This is a genomic window from Zavarzinia sp. CC-PAN008 (assembly GCF_051903925.1).
Lineage (GTDB): Bacteria > Pseudomonadota > Alphaproteobacteria > Zavarziniales > Zavarziniaceae.
Genome location: NZ_CP173678.1, coordinates 1,486,821 through 1,501,993, shown reverse-complemented (window position 1 = coordinate 1,501,993; position 15,173 = coordinate 1,486,821). Strand labels below are relative to the sequence as shown.

Below are 15,173 nucleotides of genomic sequence, written 5' to 3'. Positions count from 1 at the left end.
CCCTGCCGCCCAGGGCGCCACACCTAGCACGCAGCCCCGCCCAGTCCCAAGCCGGTCGCTCGGGGAGGATCGGTTCAATTGTCCACCCTCATCCTGAGGTGCCCCGAAGGGGCCTCGAAGGATGAGGGTGGGAATTAACGTTCAGTTGTTGAGGAAGCCGACAAGCTCCTTGGTCCGGGCCATGATCGGCTGGGACAGGGCGCAGGCGCGCTCGCCGCCATCCTTCAGGACGGCGTCGATCTGGGCGGGATCGGCCAGCAGGCGCCGCATCTCGGCCGTGATCGGCGACAGGTGGGCCACCGCCACGTCCGTCAGCGCGGTCTTGAACTCCGAGAACTGGCGGCCGGCAAATTCCGCGACGACCTCGTCCGGCGTCCGGTCGGCCAGGGCGGCATAGATGCCGATCAGGTTGTCCGCTTCCGGCCGCTTCTCCGCATCCTCGACACTGTCGGGCATGGGCAGGGGATCGGTCTTGGCCCGGCGCACCTTCTGCGCGATCTGGTCGGCGTCGTCGGTCAGGTTGATGCGGCTGGCGTCGGAGGCGTCCGACTTGCTCATCTTCTTGGTGCCGTCGCGCAAGGACATGACGCGCGTGGCGGTGCCCAGGATCTGCGGCTCCGGCAGCGGGAAGAAGGCCTGGCCGAAATCGTTGTTGAACTTCTGCGCAATGTCGCGGGCCAGTTCCAGGTGCTGCTTCTGGTCCTCGCCCACCGGCACGTGCGTCGCGTGATAGACCAAAATGTCCGCCGCCATCAGGTTGGGATAGGCGAACAGGCCGACACTGGCGTTTTCCCGGTCCTTGCCCGCCTTGTCCTTGAACTGGGTCATGCGGTTGAGCCAGCCCATGCGGGCGACGCAGTTCAGCACCCAGGCCAGTTCCGCATGGTTGGGATTGCGCGACTGGTTGAACAGGATCGACTGCTTCGGGTCGATGCCAGCCGCGATCAGGCACGCCGCCACCTCGCGCGTGTGCTTGGTCAGCTCCGCCGGGTCCTGCCACAGCGTGATCGCGTGGAGGTCCACCACGCAGAATACGCATTCGAAATCGGGCTGCAGGCGCACCCAGTTGCGAATGGCGCCCAGGTAATTGCCCAGATGCAGGTTTCCGGTGGGCTGCACGCCCGAGAAGATGCGCCGTGCGAAGGTCATGGGCGCGGCGTATCCCATGCGCGCCGGAAGCGGTCAATGGGCCGCTTGCGGCAACCGCTCAGCCCCGGCGCAGCAGGGCCTTCACCTCGGCCACGCGATAGGCATCGACCAGGCGCCCGATCAGCAGGAACGCCGCGAACCCGCCCAGGCAGATGATGGCCAGCGCCGCCAGGCGCAGGTGCAGGCCCTGTGCCAGCCAGGGCAGCAGGAGGTCACGCAGCGCCAGCAGGCCGCCCCCCATGGCCAGGCTGGCCAGCAGCATGCGTGGCAGGCGCCGCTTCAGCCGCGCATCCGCCCGGAAATGCCCGCGCCGGACCAGCAGGACTGCCAGGATGCCGGCATTGGCCCAGGCCGCGAGCGCCGTCGCCAGGGCCAGGCCGACATGGGCCAGCGGGCCCATCAGGGCCAGGGTCAGGCCCAGGTTGATGACGATGGTCGCCAGTGCGACGCGCAGCGGCGTGCCCGTGTCCTTGCGCGCATGAAAGCCGGGTGTCAGCGCCCGGATCGCGACATAGGCCGGCAGGCCGATGGCATAGGCCGCCAGCGCCATGGCCGTCGCCTGGACGTCGGTGCCGTCGAACGCCCCGCGCTCGAACAGGACGCCGATGAAGACGTCCGGCACGGCGATGAAGGCCGTCGCCGCCGGCAGGGTCAGCAGCAGCGCCATCTCCAGCGCGCGGTTCTGCGTCTCGACCGCCTCGGCCTCGTGCCCCTGCGCCAGGCCGCGCGCCATGGTGGACAGCAGGGCGGTGCCGACTGCGACGCCCACGATCCCCAGCGGCAACTGGTTCAGCCGGTCGGCATAGAACAGGTAGGACACCGCCCCCGTGCCCAGCAGGCTGGCGACGATGGTGTTCACCACGACGTTGATCTGCATGGCCCCGGCGCCCACCACGGCCGGCCCCATCAGGCGCAGCAGCTCCCGCACGCGGGGGCTCAGGCGGGGCAGGCGCAGGCGCAGGGACAGGCCCGCGCGGCCGGCAGAGATCGCCAGCCACAGGAATTGCGCCATGCCGGCGATGGTGATCGCGATCGCCTGGGTATAGGCCGGATCCAGCGCCCGCGCCGGCCCCACCAGGCCCGCGATCAGCACGACGTTCAGCAGGATCGGCGTCGCCGCCGGCGGGCCGAAGCGGCGATGCGCGTTGAGCAGCGCCCCGAACAGCGAGGCCAAGCTGATGAACAGCAGGTAGGGAAAGGTCAGCTGCGTCAGCTCGACCGCCAGGGCGAACTGCGCGGGGTCCGCGCGAAAGCCAGGCGCCAGGCCCGCCATCAGCACCGGCATGGCCAGCACCGCCACCACGCACAGCACGACCAGCGCCGCCGTCAGGACGGCCAGCGCATCCTCCGCGAAGTCCTGCGCCGCCTTCAGGCCACCCGGCCCCACCAGCCGCCCGGCATAAAGGGGGACGAACGCGGCATTGAACGCCCCTTCCGCGAACAGCGCGCGGAACAGGTTGGGCAGGCGAAAGGCCACGAAGAACGCATCGGCGACCGGTCCGGCGCCCAGTACGGCGGCAAACAGCACGTCGCGCACGAAGCCCAGCACGCGGCTGATCAGCGTGAACCCGCCAATGGTCAGGACAGCACGGAACATCGCCCAACAAGGAGCGACTCGCGCCCCTTCGGCAAGAGCCTGCGTCCGCGCGCCGCGCAATCATCCTCCCTCCCCCGCCCTGCGGGACGGGAGAGGGTTCTTCCGGACGCACGCTTTGAAGGATTGCGAGCGAAGCAACCGCAGCGTCGCGCCATACTGAACGGCAGTGCAGGCGTGACGGAGGACATTCGATGGCGTCCCGACACATGTCCCTGGCGGTGCTGGTCCAGGGCACGGGGCCGCATCCGCATTCCTGGGCGCAGGCGGGTACTGCGCGCGATCCCTCGACGGACATCACCTTCTATCAGGATCTGGCGCGCACGGCGGAGCGCGCCTGCTTCGACCTGTTCTTCGTGGCCGACACGCCGGCCGCGCGCTGCGAGGACCTGGAGGCGTGGAGCCGCTGGCCCATGTACATGAACGTGCTGGAGCCGCTGACCCTGTTGGCGGCCGTCGCCGGGGTGACCAGCCACATCGGCCTGGGCGCCACCGCCTCCACCAGCTTCTTCGAGCCCTACAACCTGGCGCGGCAGTTCGCCTCGCTCGACCATATCAGCAACGGGCGGGCGGCCTGGAACGTCGTCACCTCCGCCAACGACTATGCCGCGCGCAATTTCGGGCTGGATCACCTGCCGCCGCATGCCGACCGCTATGTGCGCGCCCGCGAGTTCGTGGAGGTGGTGAGCGCGCTGTGGGACACCTATGACGACGATGCCTTCGTCCGCGACACGGCCAGCGGCCGCTACTTCCTGCCCGAACGGCTGCACGTCCTGAAGCATAAGGGCGCGCATTTCCGGGTGAACGGCGCGCTCAACATCGCGCGGCCCATCCAGGGCCGACCCGTCATCATCCAGGCCGGCGCCTCCGACACCGGCCGTGACTTCGCCGCGCAATATGCCGAAGTCGTCTTCCTGTCCGAGCCGGAGCGCGGCCGCGCGAAAGCCGCCTATGACGACCTGAAGGGGCGCATGGCGAAGTACGGCCGCACCCCCGACCAGCTCAGGATCCTGGCCGGCATGACCGTCGTCCTGGGCGCCACCAGGGCAGAGGCCGAGGCCAGACACAGGGCGATGCAGGACGCGATCCACCCCGCCGTCGGCCTGATGCGCGTCGCCCAGGATCTTGAGGCCGACCTGACGGGCCTTGACTTCGACAAGCCCATCCCGCCGGAGCGGGTGCCGGCGACGTCGAACCATCACAAGGCCTATGCCGACCTGATCCGCGGCATGATCGCGGAGGGCCTGACGTTGCGCGAAATCTGCCAGCGCTACGAGCGCGGCAACGTCACCCTGTGCTGCACAGCGCACGAGACCGCCGACCTGATGCAGGACTGGCTGGAAGCGGGCGCCTGCGACGGCTTCATGCTGATCTTCAACACCATGCCGGAGGGTCTGGACGACTTCGCGGCGGATGTCGTCCCCGAACTCCAGCGCCGCGGCCTCTTCCGCACCCGCTACCCCGGCACAACCCTGCGCGACACGCTGGGCCTCGCCCGCCCGGACAGCCGCTACGCCCCGATGCCGTTGAAGGCGGCGGGGGAGTAGGTGAAGGCGATCGGCCCCCCTGCTCCACGTCCGTCCTCACCTTGTGTGGGGGACCAACGGACTGACCGTAACGTCGGCGGAACCGTTGGTTCGTCACACCGGTTCGGTCAGCGGCACGCGGAGCAGGCAGTTGAACTCCCGCGTGAAGTCGACCGACACCCTGGCATGGACGCGGCCCTGCTTGTCGAAGAAGCGCGCGGCCTGTCGCGGGAACACCCCCTCGTGCCAAATATTGGGGTGGATGTAGAGGCCGCAGGAGCCGTCGAACCAGAAGGCAACGAAATCCTCCGGCGTCACGTCGTCACCGGGCAGGGCGAGCGGCACGACGAAGGGCTTGCCATCCAGCGGAAAGAACATCTGCCCGCCATCGGGGTGGTAGTTGGCGTGCCAGATCAGCACCTGCTCCGGCCCCTCCGCCGGGATGGTGGCGGCGGGCGTGCCGGGCTCCGCCGCCCAGCCCAGCAGGTAGTGGCCGCCGACCGCCTCGTTCCGGCCATGGAGCACGTTGCCCTGCCAGTCGCAGGCGAAGACGCCTTCGGTCGTGCCGCCTTCGTCGCCGGAATCGGTGTCGACGGGGCGCCAGCCCTGCGCCGGCCAGCGGACGATCTCCACCCTCTGCGCGGCGGCGTCGGGCACCAGGCAGCCATAGCCCTTCAGCGTCGCGTCCGTGGCCCTGACCGGGCGCGCCGTGATGCGGCGCAGCCCCTGCGGCACGACGGGGTTCAGATAGTCGGGCGCCGTCGCCAATCCCTGGTCCATGCCGCTTGTCCCCTCCCGCGTTTCATATCGGACCGTGGAGTCTAGGGACGGCCGATGACGCCTTTGCGTCAGCCGGCAGCGCTCCGCCGGCGCCGACGCACCGGCGCCTCCTCCTCCGCCTTCTCCACGTGGTGGGCCGGCACCAGGGCCTGCATCAGGCGGCGCTCGATCGCCTTGAGCTTGGACGCATGGCTGATGCGGTGGCCGGTGAAGTCCGAGACATAGAAGGTGTCGACCGCCCGCGCGCCATAGGTCGCGATATGGGCCGAGGCGATGGTCAGGTTCAGCTCGAACAGCGCGCGCGTCAGCTCGAACAGGATGCCCGGGCGGTCGCGACCGTGCACCTCGACCACGGTGAAGCGGTCGGAGGCGGTATTGTCGATCAGGACGCGGGGCACGACCTCGAAATGCTGCATCCGCTTGGAGCCGAAGGCGGGCTGCTTGGCCAACGCCTCCCGGGGGATCAGGCGGCCGGACAGGACCTGGTCGATCGTGGTGGACAGGCGCGCCAGACGGTCAAAGGCATGGCCCTCGCTGTCCTGGATCCAGAACACGTCCAGCGCCATCGAATCGGCCGTCGTGTTGATCTTGGCGTCGACGATGGACGCGCCCACCACGGCCATCGCCCCCGTCACCCGCGCGAACAGGCCGGGATGATCGGCGGTGTAGAGCGTCACCTCCGTCACCGAGCGGAACCGGTCGACGCGCGGCACCAGGGTCAGCGGCGCCTCGTGCAGGTCGGCCTCGCGGATCAGCCGGGCATGGCGCTCCAGCGCGTCGACATCGTCCGACAGCCAATATGGGTCATAGTGGCGTTTCAGATAGGCCTGGCGCTCGCCCTCGGGCCAGTCCGCCAGACGCAGGGCCAGCGCCTCCTTCGCCTGCTGCACCCGGGTCGCGCGGCCCTCGGTCGCCTGGCCGCCCAGCAGCACGTCCTCCGCCGCGGCATAGAGCGTGCGCAGCAGCTGGCCCTTCCAGCCGTTCCACACGCCCGGCCCCACGGCGCGGATGTCGGCCGCCGTCAGGATCAGGAGCATGCGCAGGAACTCGGGGCTTTGCACCTGGTCCGCGAACTGCTCGACGGTCTTGGGGTCGGACACGTCACGCTTGAAGGCGGTATCGCTCATCAACAGGTGATGGCGCACCAGCCAGGCCACCATCTCCGTTTCCGCCTCGGTGAGGCCCAGGCGCGGGCACAGGCGGTCGGCGATCTCGGCCCCCACCACGGAGTGATCGCGGCCGCGCCCCTTGGCGATGTCGTGGAGCAGCACGGCGACATAGAGCGCGCGCCGGGAGACGACCTTGCCGAACAATTCCGAGGCAAGCGGCAATTCGTCCTTCAACTCGCCGCGCTCGATCTGCGACAGGATGCCGATCGCCCGGATCGTATGCTCGTCCACCGTGTAGTGGTGGTACATGTCGTACTGCATCTGGGCGACGACGCGGCCAAAATCGGGCACGAAACGGCCGAACACGCCGGCCTCGTTCATCAGGCGCAGCGTCGCTTCCGACCCGTCCCGCGCGGTCAGGATGTCCAGGAACAGGGCGTTCGCCTCGGGGTCCGCGCGCACGCCGGCATCGATCCGCTTCAGGTTGCGGGTGATCATGCCCAGCGTGCGGGGATGAATGTCGCAGCCGTGACGCTGGGCCGTGTGGAACACACGGATCATCTCGCGCGGGTTGTCCTCGAACAGCGTCGGGCTGGGGGCGGCCAGGCGGTCGGCGTCCAGGGTGAACCCATCCAAATGGCTCCGCCGGCGGAAGGCCCGCATCAGCTTCAGCCGCGGCTTCTTCTTGAGCAGTTCGGCCAGGTCGGCGGAGAAGATGCGGGTCAGCGCGCCCACATCCTTGGCCACCAGGAAATAGTGCTTCATGAAGCGCTCGACGCCACGCGTGCCCGCATGGTCGGTATAGCCCAGCCGGCGCGACAGTTCCGGCTGAACGTCGAAGGTCAGGCGCTCCTCCGCCCGGCCCGCCAGGAAGTGCAGGTGGCAGCGCACGTCCCACAGGAAGGATTCGGCGCGGTTGAACTTCTTGTGCTCCGCCGGCGTCAGGATGCCCCGGCGCACCAGTTCGGACGTATCCTCGACCGCATAGACGTGCTTGGCGATCCACCACAGGGTGTGCAGGTCGCGCAGGCCCCCCTTCCCTTCCTTCAGGTTGGGCTCGACGACATAGCGGGTGTCGCCCTGGCGGCGGTGGCGCTCGTCGCGCTCGGCCAGCTTGGCGGCGACGAAGCCGGCGCTGTGCGCCTCGCCCTGCAGCTCGCGCCGGAAGCGGGTCTTCAGGTCGTCATAGAGCGCGCGATCGCCCCAGACCCAGCGCGCCTCCAGCGTCGCCGTGCGGATCGTCGTGTCGGTCAGGCTCAGGCGCAGCGCCTCGTCCACGCTGCGGGTGGAATGCCCGACCTTCAGCCCCAGGTCCCACAGGGCATAGAGCATGGCTTCGGCCACCTGCTCGCACCAGGGCGTCTGCTTCCAGGGCACCAGGAACAGCAGGTCGACATCGGAAAAGGGAGCCAGTTCGCCTCGGCCATAGCCGCCCAGCGCCACCAGGGCGACGCGCTCGCCCTTGGTCGGGTTGTCGGCGGGATAGAGGTGCTGGACGGTGAAGTCGTAGAGGATGCGGATCGTCTGGTCCATGACATAGGACAGGCTGCGCGCCACGTCGCGGCCGTCCGTGCCGGCGTTCAGGCGGGCTTGCGCCTCGGCACGGCCATCCAGCAGCGCCTGCTTCAGGCGCTTCACGACCCCGTTGCGCAGAGTCTGGGTATCGGGCGCAACCTCTTGCAGCGCGTCGATCTCCTTCAGCAGCCGCGCGCGATCGATCAGCGCGCGCGGGTTTCTCACCGAATCCATGTCCTGGGCTCCCTCGCCCATTATCGTACAGCAATCGAATAGCGTGCTGGGATGTCGGTTTCCTTAAGGCGCGATGCAATGAATTCAGGCCAGCCATACGCAACAGGGACGAGCGCGCTCGTCATCCGGGCTGCCGCTGTGGCCGATGTGGCACGCCTTCCCGCGATCGAGCGGGCGGCGGGGGCCCGCTTTGCCGATATTGGCATGGCACAGATTGCGGCGGGCGAGCCGCAGGGCGTGCCGGAGCATGAGGCTGCCGCTGCCCAGGGCCTGGACCTGGTCGCCTGGCTTGACGGCGAGCCGGTCGGCTTTGCCCTGTGCCAGGTGCTCGACGGCACCCTCTACCTGGACGAGTTGTCGGCCCTGCCGCGGGTCGCTGGCCGCGGCGTGGGCCGCGCCCTGATGGCGGCGGTCGAAGGGCTGGCGCGCGACCGGGCATTGCCTTGGGTGACGCTGGTCACCTTTGTGCACGTGCCGTGGAACGGGCCGTTCTACGGCCGGCTGGGCTTCGCGCCATTCGTCCCTGACGGGCCTGCACTGATGGCGATCGCGGCCCACGAAGCGGCCCGCGGCTGGCAGGACCGCATCTTCATGCGCAAAGCGATAGAACTAATAGTCGCGATATAAGCCCTCCCCCGTCGCTTGCGATGGGGGAGGGCAGAGTGGGGGCGGTATCCCGCCCTCGGCACGCATCGCTGTCCGCTGAGACGTCGCGTCCGGCCCTCACCCCACCCCTCTCCCACCCTGCGGACGGGAGAGGGAGCCGGTTGGTCCGGGCGTCTGCCGCAACGCCTCTACGCCTGCGCTCAGGATCTTAAGGCGGCTCCGGTGAGCCTCTCTTTCATCCGAGACTGCCATCGCCATTCACGTGATCTAGCAACCGCTTTATCACCCAATTCAATTCGTCCTGATTGCACCAATAGTCTTTGATCTCTCCATGACGGCTGTAGTTCGAAATATTGAAACCCTCTTCGATGTCATTGTACCAAATGACTGTCTGTCCCAGAATTGCGACGATCCAAAATCCGCCACCCTCATTCCCGGAAGACACTTCGTTCCATTTCTGGAGGTCGACGCGGACCAAGTTCCACAGCCGACGCTCCTCGACGGACATCATCTCCTCGGACACTCGGATCATTTCGATGATCTCGTCCTCAGTTATCGGCGACCAGGACATACTCATTTTCTCCAAGTTTGAGGGGCAATCCGCTGGCCTGGTGCGACTGCCAGCAAGGCAGCGCGGCGATTGGTGCACCTCCGACATGTCCCGGCTGATCCTAAAGTGCGGTCCGGCAGGCAACGATGGAACAGGGTCATGCAGCGATGCCTTCGTCTCCTTGCATCAGCACTTCTTCTCTCTTTTCTTTCCGGTCCGCTCCAGGCGGCGGAGACGGTCGTGCTGGATCCTGCAGCCTATCCGGAGGGGCCCCTGTGGTGGCGGGGCAAGTTGCTGTTCACCGAGATGAGCGGGGAGCGGGTCGCCGAGTGGGACGGCACCGCGGTGAAGACCTTCTGGTCCGGAGCGAACCTGGGCGAGACCTGCGGCCCGACGGCGGTCGTGCCGTTCCGTGAGCGCGACCTGGTCGTGCTGTGCCACCTGGCGGGCAAGCTGGTCCTGCTGGACGAGACGGGCAAGGCCTGGGCGACCCTGGACAGCGATGCCAACGGCACGTCCTTCGTCGATCCCAATGACGCGACGACGGACGGCGCCGGGGGCCTTTACTTCAGCGACGCCGGCATGTTCGCGAAGGGCGCCCCGGCCACCGGCTCCGTCGTCCATGTCGACCGCGAGGGCGTGGCCACGCGCGTGGTGGAAGGGCTGAACTATGCCAATGGCGTGCTCTACGACGCCGCGCGCGGCGAACTGATCGTGGACGAGCACCTGGCGCGCCGCGTTCTGGCCTATCCCGTCGCCGCCGACCGGCGCCTGGGCCCGCCGCGCGTGCTGGCGGACCTGGACGCCCTGGGCGTGCCCGCCCGCTTCGACTATCGCGAGTCAGGCCCCGACGGGCTGGAGCGCGATGCCGACGGCGTCCTGTGGGTCTGCGAATACGGCCAGGGGCGGATCTGGCGCTTTGCCGCGGACGGCAGCTTCCTTGATGTCGTGACTGTACCCACCCAGTACCTGACGAATATCGCCTTTGACGGCGACCGAGTGGCCCTGACCGGATCCTTTGACAACATGACCGAGCCACGTCCGGGTCGCGTCTGGATCGCCGATCGGAAAGAACTTGTGGGACGATGACTTGACGGAATGTTGAATTCGATTTGTGAAGACATTCCCTAAAATTGAACATAACGGATTCGTTATTGGTACTCTGTTAACCCGTGGTGGGCAGAATAAGCGGATGAGAGTCCGTCTGCACGAGGGTACGGAATGAGCGGGGCCGTGATCGACCAGTCGACGTTGAACCGTCTGCTGCTGGAACATCAGGGCTTCCTGCGCTGCCTGAAGGGCGCGCGCCGCATGGCCATGACCCTGGACGTGGCCGAGAACCTGGACTTTTCGGGGCGCAAGCTGGCGGAGGCGGAACTGGTCGGCATGCGCCTGGCGGGCTCGCGCTTCCGTGGCGCCGACCTGACCGGCTGCAACCTGTTCGGCGCCGACCTGAAGGGGGCGGACCTGACCGGCGCCCAGTTGGGACGCGCCACGCTGCGCGGCACGCGCCTGGCCGATGCCAGCCTGCGCGAAGCCAACCTGGAGGCGGCGGACCTGCGCGAGGGCACGCTGATCCGCAACCAGGACGGCGCGCTGAAGCCCGTGCTGCTGGACCATACCGAGACACGGATGGAGGGCGCCAGCTTCCGCGGTGCCAGCCTGAAGCGGGTCAAGGCGTCCCGCGCCATGGGTGGGCGCACCGACCTGACCAATGCCAACTGCCTGGGTGCCGTGTTCAAGGGCGTCGACTTCTCCAACGCCACGATGCGCGGTGCCGTGCTGACGGGGGCTGACCTGTCGGAAGCCAACCTGACGGGCTGCAACATGCAGGGCGTCATCCTGACCGGCGCCAACCTGGACCATGCCAACCTGGATGGGGCCGACCTGCGCACCGCCTCCTACACGCCGGCCGACCTGAAGAACGCCAAGGTCGCGAACGCCAAGCTGTCGCGCGGGATCGACGCCCTGGAAAAGGGCATCCAGACCATGATCTACGAGCACATTGCCTGGGTCATGTCGCTGGGCCGCGACGGCTCCCGGGCCGACTTCTCGGGCGTGCGCCTGGCCCATGTGGAACTGGGCGGCGTCGACCTGTCGGCTGCAACCTTTGCCGTTGCCACGCTGACCGGGGCCGACCTGTCCAAGGGGTCGTTCCGCTCGTGCGATTTCAGCGCCGCCCTGTGCGACGGCACCAACTTCACCACGGCCGACCTGCGGGGCGCCGGCTTCCGCGAGGCGCGCCTGACCCAGGCGGTCCTGCGTGGCGCCGACCTGCGGCCCCTGCCGCTGGGCGCCAGCAAGGCGATCGACACCAGCTTTGCCGGCGCTGACCTGACGGGCGCCAACCTGTCGTGCATCGACGGCACGCGCGTGCGCTTCGACGATGCCCTGCTGCGCGCGGTCGACTTCAGCAATGCCTGTTTGAAGGGCGCAAGCTTCGCCGGGGCCGACCTGACCGGGGCCGACCTGACCGGCGCCCTGCTCGACGGTGCCGACTTCAGCGACGTGAAGGGCCTGCCCCTGGGCATGATCGAGGAACTGACCCGCCGCCGCATGTAGGGCGGCACCGGGGTCCCACGGGATCAGGCCGCCGCGGCGGGGCTCAGCAGTTCGATCTGGATCAGGTAGAGGCCCAGCGTCACCAGGATATTGAGCAGGACGACCACGGTGCTGAGCAGGGCCCCGGCGCGCAGGGTCACCGCTGCCAGGTACCAGTTGAAGGGCACCCAGTAGACATAGATCACGACGGCCAGAAGGGCAGTAAAGCCGTCCATGTCCCCGGTCGCCAGGACGACCAGCCGCACCGGCAGCAGCAGCGCCTCGAAGACGAGTTCGCTCCAGTTGCGGCCCACAACATAGGCGCCATAGCCCGCCTCCGCGCGAAAGGCGCGGACCAGTGGCACAAGAAGCAGCGGGAAGCCGAACCACATGGCGAGCGAGAAGACGATCGCCAGCAGGGCGACGCCCAGCATGGACCAGCCCTCCGGTCCCGCCGTGAAACTGGGATGCAGCGACTCCGTGGCAATCCCCAGGAACAGGCCGACCGGAAGGATCAGCAGGATCAGGCCGAACGACTGCCAGAACCCGTCGGGTGAGCGGTCCAGGTCGGCCGCCGCCGCGCCATCGAAGCGCATGAGCCGCAGCACCGCGCGGACATGATGCACCAGCGCATCGCGATCCGGCATGGGCAGCAGCGTCAGCATGGATTGGGTCGCCTGTCGTGTCAGGCGGCGAAGAAGCGGTCCAGGATCGTCCCATAGATCCGGGTCAGGCGGACGATGTCGGCTGCGGGCACGCGCTCGTCCACCTTGTGCATGGTCTGGCCCACCAGGCCGAACTCCACGACCGGGCACAGGCGGCGGATGAAGCGCGCGTCCGACGTGCCCCCGCTGGTGGAGCGTTCCGGCATGCGGCCGGTCTCCGCAGCGACCGCGGCCGCGACCAGGTCGATATAGGGACCGGGCGGAGAGAGGAACGATTCGCCCGAGATGGCGAAGCTGGCGCTGGCCCCCTGGACCTGTGCCACTTCCCGCGCGATCCAGTCCTGCAGGTCCGCACCCGAATGCAGGTCGTTGAAGCGGATGTTGAGCTGCGCCGTGGCGCGCCCCGGGATGACGTTGGAGGCCGGATTGCCGACGTCGATCGTGGTGATCTCAAGGTTCGAGGGCTGGAAGTGCTCCGTCCCCTCGTCCAGCACGCGGGCGTTGAGGCGCTCCAGCAGGCGGATCAGGCGTGGCAGCGGATTGTCGGCACGGGTGGGATAGGCGACATGGCCCTGCACGCCCTCGACCGCGATCCGCGCGGTGATGCTGCCGCGCCGGCCGACCTTCATCATGTCGCCCAGCGCGTCCGGGTTCGTGGGTTCCCCCACCACGCAGAAGTCGGGGCGGATTCCGCGCGCCTCAAGCCAGTCGAGCACGCGCACCGTGCCATTGACGGCGGGCCCTTCCTCGTCCCCCGTGATCAGCAGGCTGATCGTGCCCGGTAATGGGCCGCGCTGCAGCCGCTCCGCGGCGGCGGCGACAAAGGCGGCAATCGCCCCCTTCATGTCGGCCGCCCCCCGGCCCCACAGGAAACCGTCGCGCAGCGTGCCGGCAAAGGGCGGCTCGCTCCATTCCGCCTCGGGCCCGGTTGGCACGACGTCGGTATGACCGGCAAAGCAGAAGTGCGGTGCGCCCTGCCCCGCTTCCGCGTACAGGTTCTCGATCGGCTCGGTCCCCGGCGCCTCGAAGCGCAGGCGGTGGCAGGCAAAGCCAAGGTCGGCCAGCGTCCGCTCCAGCACATCCAGCGCCCCCGCGTCGGCCGGGGTCACGCTGGGCCTGCGGATCAGCGCGGCCGCCAGGTCGACCGGGTCGGGAAGGCCCGCCATCCGGCGCTCAGTCGCGCAGCAGGTCGTTGATCGAGGTCTTGGACCGCGTCCCGGCGTCGACCCGCTTCACGATCACGGCACAGGCCAGGGCGGGCAACGGCGTGCCGTCGGCCGCCTGGCCGCCCCCGATCGTGCCCGGCACGACGACCGAATAGGCGGGCACCCGGCCGCGGAAGACCTCGCCGGTCGCGCGGTCGATGATCTTGGTCGAGGCGGTCAGGAACGTGCCCGTGGCCAGGACCGAGCCCTGCTCGACGATCACGCCTTCAGCGACCTCGGACCGCGCGCCGATGAAGCAGTCGTCCTCGATGATGACGGGCTCGGCCTGCAACGGCTCCAGCACACCGCCAATCCCCACGCCGCCCGAGATGTGGCAGTTGGCACCGATCTGGGCGCAGGAGCCCACGGTCGACCAGGTGTCGATCATGGTGTTGCGGTCGATATAGGCGCCGACATTGACGAAGCACGGCATCAGCACGACGCCCGGCGCCACATAGGCCGAGCGGCGCACGATGGCGCCCGGCACGGCGCGGAAGTTCGACGCCTTGAAGCGCTCCTCGCGCCAGGTCGCGAACTTCATCGGGACCTTGTCGTACCAGGTCGATCCCTGTGGCCCGCCGTCGACCGGCACCGAATCGCGCAGGCGGAAGGACAGCAGCACCGCCTTCTTCAGCCACTGGTTGGTCGTCCACTGACCGCCCGACTTCTCCGCCACGCGGACCGTGCCGCGGTCCAGCTGTTCCAGCGCCGCCTCCACCGCGTCGCGCACCGGCCCGCGGGTCGAGCTGTCGAACTCGAGGCGGCGTTCCCACGCGTCGTCGATCGTGGTCTGGAGCATGTCGGTCATGGCGGGCGCTGGATCTGGCAGTGAACTCGGGTTCGCGACGATAGGGGGTGGGCCCCGCGTGTCAACGACTGGCTGTCATCGGCCGCCCGGGGCGACCTGGGCCAGCCCGGCCAGCCACGGGGTCAGCACCTCGACCACATGATGGACATAGGGCGCGGGCGCCAGGGCGGGGCCATCGGTCGTGTCCGGGACCCAGACCGTGCGCATGCCCAGCGCGTGCGCCGGCTCCAGGTTGCGCATCAGGTCCTCGACGAAGACGGCGCGGGCGGGGTTCACGCCATGCTGGCGCACCATTCGCGCGAACGGCTCTGGGTCCGGCTTCGGCCTGTGGTCGGAGGCGATGATGTCGAACACGCCGTCGAAGTGCTGGGCGATGCCCAGGCGCTCCATCACCCGCTCGGCATGGGGCACGGTGCCGTTGGTATAGATCAGCTTGCGCCCCGGCAGGGCCGCCAGGGCCTGCGACAGGACCGGATCGGGCGCCACCGGCGTCAGGTCGATGTCATGGACATGGGCCAGGAACGCGGTCGGGTCGATGCCGTGCTCTGTCATCAGGCCCCGCAGCGTGGTCCCATAGGTCATCCAATAGTGCTTCTGCAGCTTCTTGGCCGCAACCCGGTCGAGGTCCAGGAGGCTGGAGATGAAGCCGCCCATGCGCTCGTCCACCTGGTCGAACAGCGCGCAGCTGGGCGGGTAGAGCGTGTTGTCCAGGTCAAAGATCCAGGCGTCCGCCCCGCGCAGGGCGTCCAGGCCCTGGTCGTGGGCGACGATGTCGAGCGGTCCGGTCATGATCGCGCCAATGTGGCCCCAAGGCCGCCCGACAACAAGCGCCACAGCACCCCCAGGCCGGCCGGCGCCACCGATTTGTCAGCATGCGGCATATTGCTGAAA

The 15,173-nt window shown here is 68.4% G+C and carries 13 protein-coding genes; 4 read left to right on the top strand and 9 right to left on the bottom strand.

Annotated features, from left to right (window positions below; all coding sequences use genetic code 11):
- Window positions 1-141: 141 nt before the first annotated feature.
- Window positions 142-1,149 (bottom strand): tryptophan--tRNA ligase, encoded by a 1,008-nt coding sequence (trpS, locus tag ACI6GS_RS07085; protein WP_439817083.1) that lies wholly within the window; start codon window positions 1,147-1,149, stop codon window positions 142-144.
- Between the two features lie 58 nt (window positions 1,150-1,207).
- The gene (gene murJ, locus ACI6GS_RS07080) at window positions 1,208-2,746 is read right to left on the bottom strand and encodes a murein biosynthesis integral membrane protein MurJ (RefSeq protein ID WP_439817082.1); all 1,539 of its coding nucleotides are present in this window, start codon (window positions 2,744-2,746) and stop codon (window positions 1,208-1,210) included.
- 191 nt (window positions 2,747-2,937) lie between these two features.
- Here murJ and ACI6GS_RS07075 point away from each other — a divergent pair, with 191 nt between their 5' ends.
- Complete coding sequence (locus ACI6GS_RS07075; protein WP_439817081.1) at window positions 2,938-4,290, top strand: LLM class flavin-dependent oxidoreductase; 1,353 nt, start codon at window positions 2,938-2,940, stop codon at window positions 4,288-4,290.
- Window positions 4,291-4,383: 93 nt separating this feature from the next.
- Here ACI6GS_RS07075 and ACI6GS_RS07070 read toward each other — a convergent pair whose 3' ends face one another.
- Both ACI6GS_RS07070 and ACI6GS_RS07065 read right to left on the bottom strand, forming a co-directional pair.
- Window positions 4,384-5,049, bottom strand: coding sequence for an ureidoglycolate lyase (locus ACI6GS_RS07070; protein ID WP_439817080.1), 666 nt, complete (start codon window positions 5,047-5,049; stop codon window positions 4,384-4,386).
- Between the two features lie 68 nt (window positions 5,050-5,117).
- Complete coding sequence (locus ACI6GS_RS07065; RefSeq protein ID WP_439817079.1) at window positions 5,118-7,907, bottom strand: [protein-PII] uridylyltransferase; 2,790 nt, start codon at window positions 7,905-7,907, stop codon at window positions 5,118-5,120.
- A 138-nt stretch (window positions 7,908-8,045) separates the two neighbouring features.
- Here ACI6GS_RS07065 and ACI6GS_RS07060 point away from each other — a divergent pair, with 138 nt between their 5' ends.
- The gene (locus ACI6GS_RS07060) at window positions 8,046-8,534 is read left to right on the top strand and encodes a GNAT family N-acetyltransferase (protein WP_439817078.1); all 489 of its coding nucleotides are present in this window, start codon (window positions 8,046-8,048) and stop codon (window positions 8,532-8,534) included.
- Between the two features lie 214 nt (window positions 8,535-8,748).
- On the opposite strand, the gene ACI6GS_RS07055 is transcribed toward ACI6GS_RS07060, so the two are convergent.
- Complete coding sequence (locus tag ACI6GS_RS07055; protein WP_439817077.1) at window positions 8,749-9,171, bottom strand: hypothetical protein; 423 nt, start codon at window positions 9,169-9,171, stop codon at window positions 8,749-8,751.
- 132 nt (window positions 9,172-9,303) lie between these two features.
- Here ACI6GS_RS07055 and ACI6GS_RS07050 point away from each other — a divergent pair, with 132 nt between their 5' ends.
- Both ACI6GS_RS07050 and ACI6GS_RS07045 read left to right on the top strand, forming a co-directional pair.
- Window positions 9,304-10,152, top strand: a complete 849-nt coding sequence (locus tag ACI6GS_RS07050; protein WP_439817076.1) for an SMP-30/gluconolactonase/LRE family protein — start codon at window positions 9,304-9,306, stop codon at window positions 10,150-10,152.
- 132 nt (window positions 10,153-10,284) lie between these two features.
- Window positions 10,285-11,625 (top strand): pentapeptide repeat-containing protein, encoded by a 1,341-nt coding sequence (locus ACI6GS_RS07045; RefSeq protein WP_439817075.1) that lies wholly within the window; start codon window positions 10,285-10,287, stop codon window positions 11,623-11,625.
- 23 nt (window positions 11,626-11,648) lie between these two features.
- Here ACI6GS_RS07045 and ACI6GS_RS07040 read toward each other — a convergent pair whose 3' ends face one another.
- The 4 genes from ACI6GS_RS07040 to ACI6GS_RS07025 all read right to left on the bottom strand — a co-directional run bounded on the left by ACI6GS_RS07040 (window position 11,649) and on the right by ACI6GS_RS07025 (window position 15,071).
- Entirely contained in the window at window positions 11,649-12,269 is a 621-nt protein-coding gene (locus ACI6GS_RS07040; RefSeq protein WP_439817074.1) for a hypothetical protein, read from the bottom strand.
- A 20-nt stretch (window positions 12,270-12,289) separates the two neighbouring features.
- Window positions 12,290-13,435 (bottom strand): succinyl-diaminopimelate desuccinylase, encoded by a 1,146-nt coding sequence (gene dapE / locus ACI6GS_RS07035; protein ID WP_439817073.1) that lies wholly within the window; start codon window positions 13,433-13,435, stop codon window positions 12,290-12,292.
- Window positions 13,436-13,442: 7 nt separating this feature from the next.
- Window positions 13,443-14,282, bottom strand: a complete 840-nt coding sequence (gene dapD / locus ACI6GS_RS07030) for a 2,3,4,5-tetrahydropyridine-2,6-dicarboxylate N-succinyltransferase (protein ID WP_439817072.1) — start codon at window positions 14,280-14,282, stop codon at window positions 13,443-13,445.
- Between the two features lie 75 nt (window positions 14,283-14,357).
- Window positions 14,358-15,071: a pyrimidine 5'-nucleotidase gene (locus tag ACI6GS_RS07025; RefSeq protein WP_439817071.1), complete on the bottom strand. Its 714-nt coding sequence runs from the start codon at window positions 15,069-15,071 to the stop codon at window positions 14,358-14,360.
- Window positions 15,072-15,173 lie beyond the last annotated feature (102 nt).

Coding starts and splice junctions, on each gene's coding strand:
- trpS (WP_439817083.1), bottom strand. CDS start 1,149: ATGACCTTCGCACGGCGCATCTTCTCGGGCGTGCAGCCCACCGGAAAC.
- murJ (WP_439817082.1), bottom strand. CDS start 2,746: ATGTTCCGTGCTGTCCTGACCATTGGCGGGTTCACGCTGATCAGCCGC.
- ACI6GS_RS07075 (WP_439817081.1), top strand. CDS start 2,938: ATGGCGTCCCGACACATGTCCCTGGCGGTGCTGGTCCAGGGCACGGGG.
- ACI6GS_RS07070 (WP_439817080.1), bottom strand. CDS start 5,049: ATGGACCAGGGATTGGCGACGGCGCCCGACTATCTGAACCCCGTCGTG.
- ACI6GS_RS07065 (WP_439817079.1), bottom strand. CDS start 7,907: ATGGATTCGGTGAGAAACCCGCGCGCGCTGATCGATCGCGCGCGGCTG.
- ACI6GS_RS07055 (WP_439817077.1), bottom strand. CDS start 9,171: ATGTCGGAGGTGCACCAATCGCCGCGCTGCCTTGCTGGCAGTCGCACC.
- ACI6GS_RS07045 (WP_439817075.1), top strand. CDS start 10,285: ATGAGCGGGGCCGTGATCGACCAGTCGACGTTGAACCGTCTGCTGCTG.
- ACI6GS_RS07040 (WP_439817074.1), bottom strand. CDS start 12,269: ATGCTGACGCTGCTGCCCATGCCGGATCGCGATGCGCTGGTGCATCAT.
- dapE (WP_439817073.1), bottom strand. CDS start 13,435: ATGGCGGGCCTTCCCGACCCGGTCGACCTGGCGGCCGCGCTGATCCGC.
- dapD (WP_439817072.1), bottom strand. CDS start 14,282: ATGACCGACATGCTCCAGACCACGATCGACGACGCGTGGGAACGCCGC.
- ACI6GS_RS07025 (WP_439817071.1), bottom strand. CDS start 15,071: ATGACCGGACCGCTCGACATCGTCGCCCACGACCAGGGCCTGGACGCC.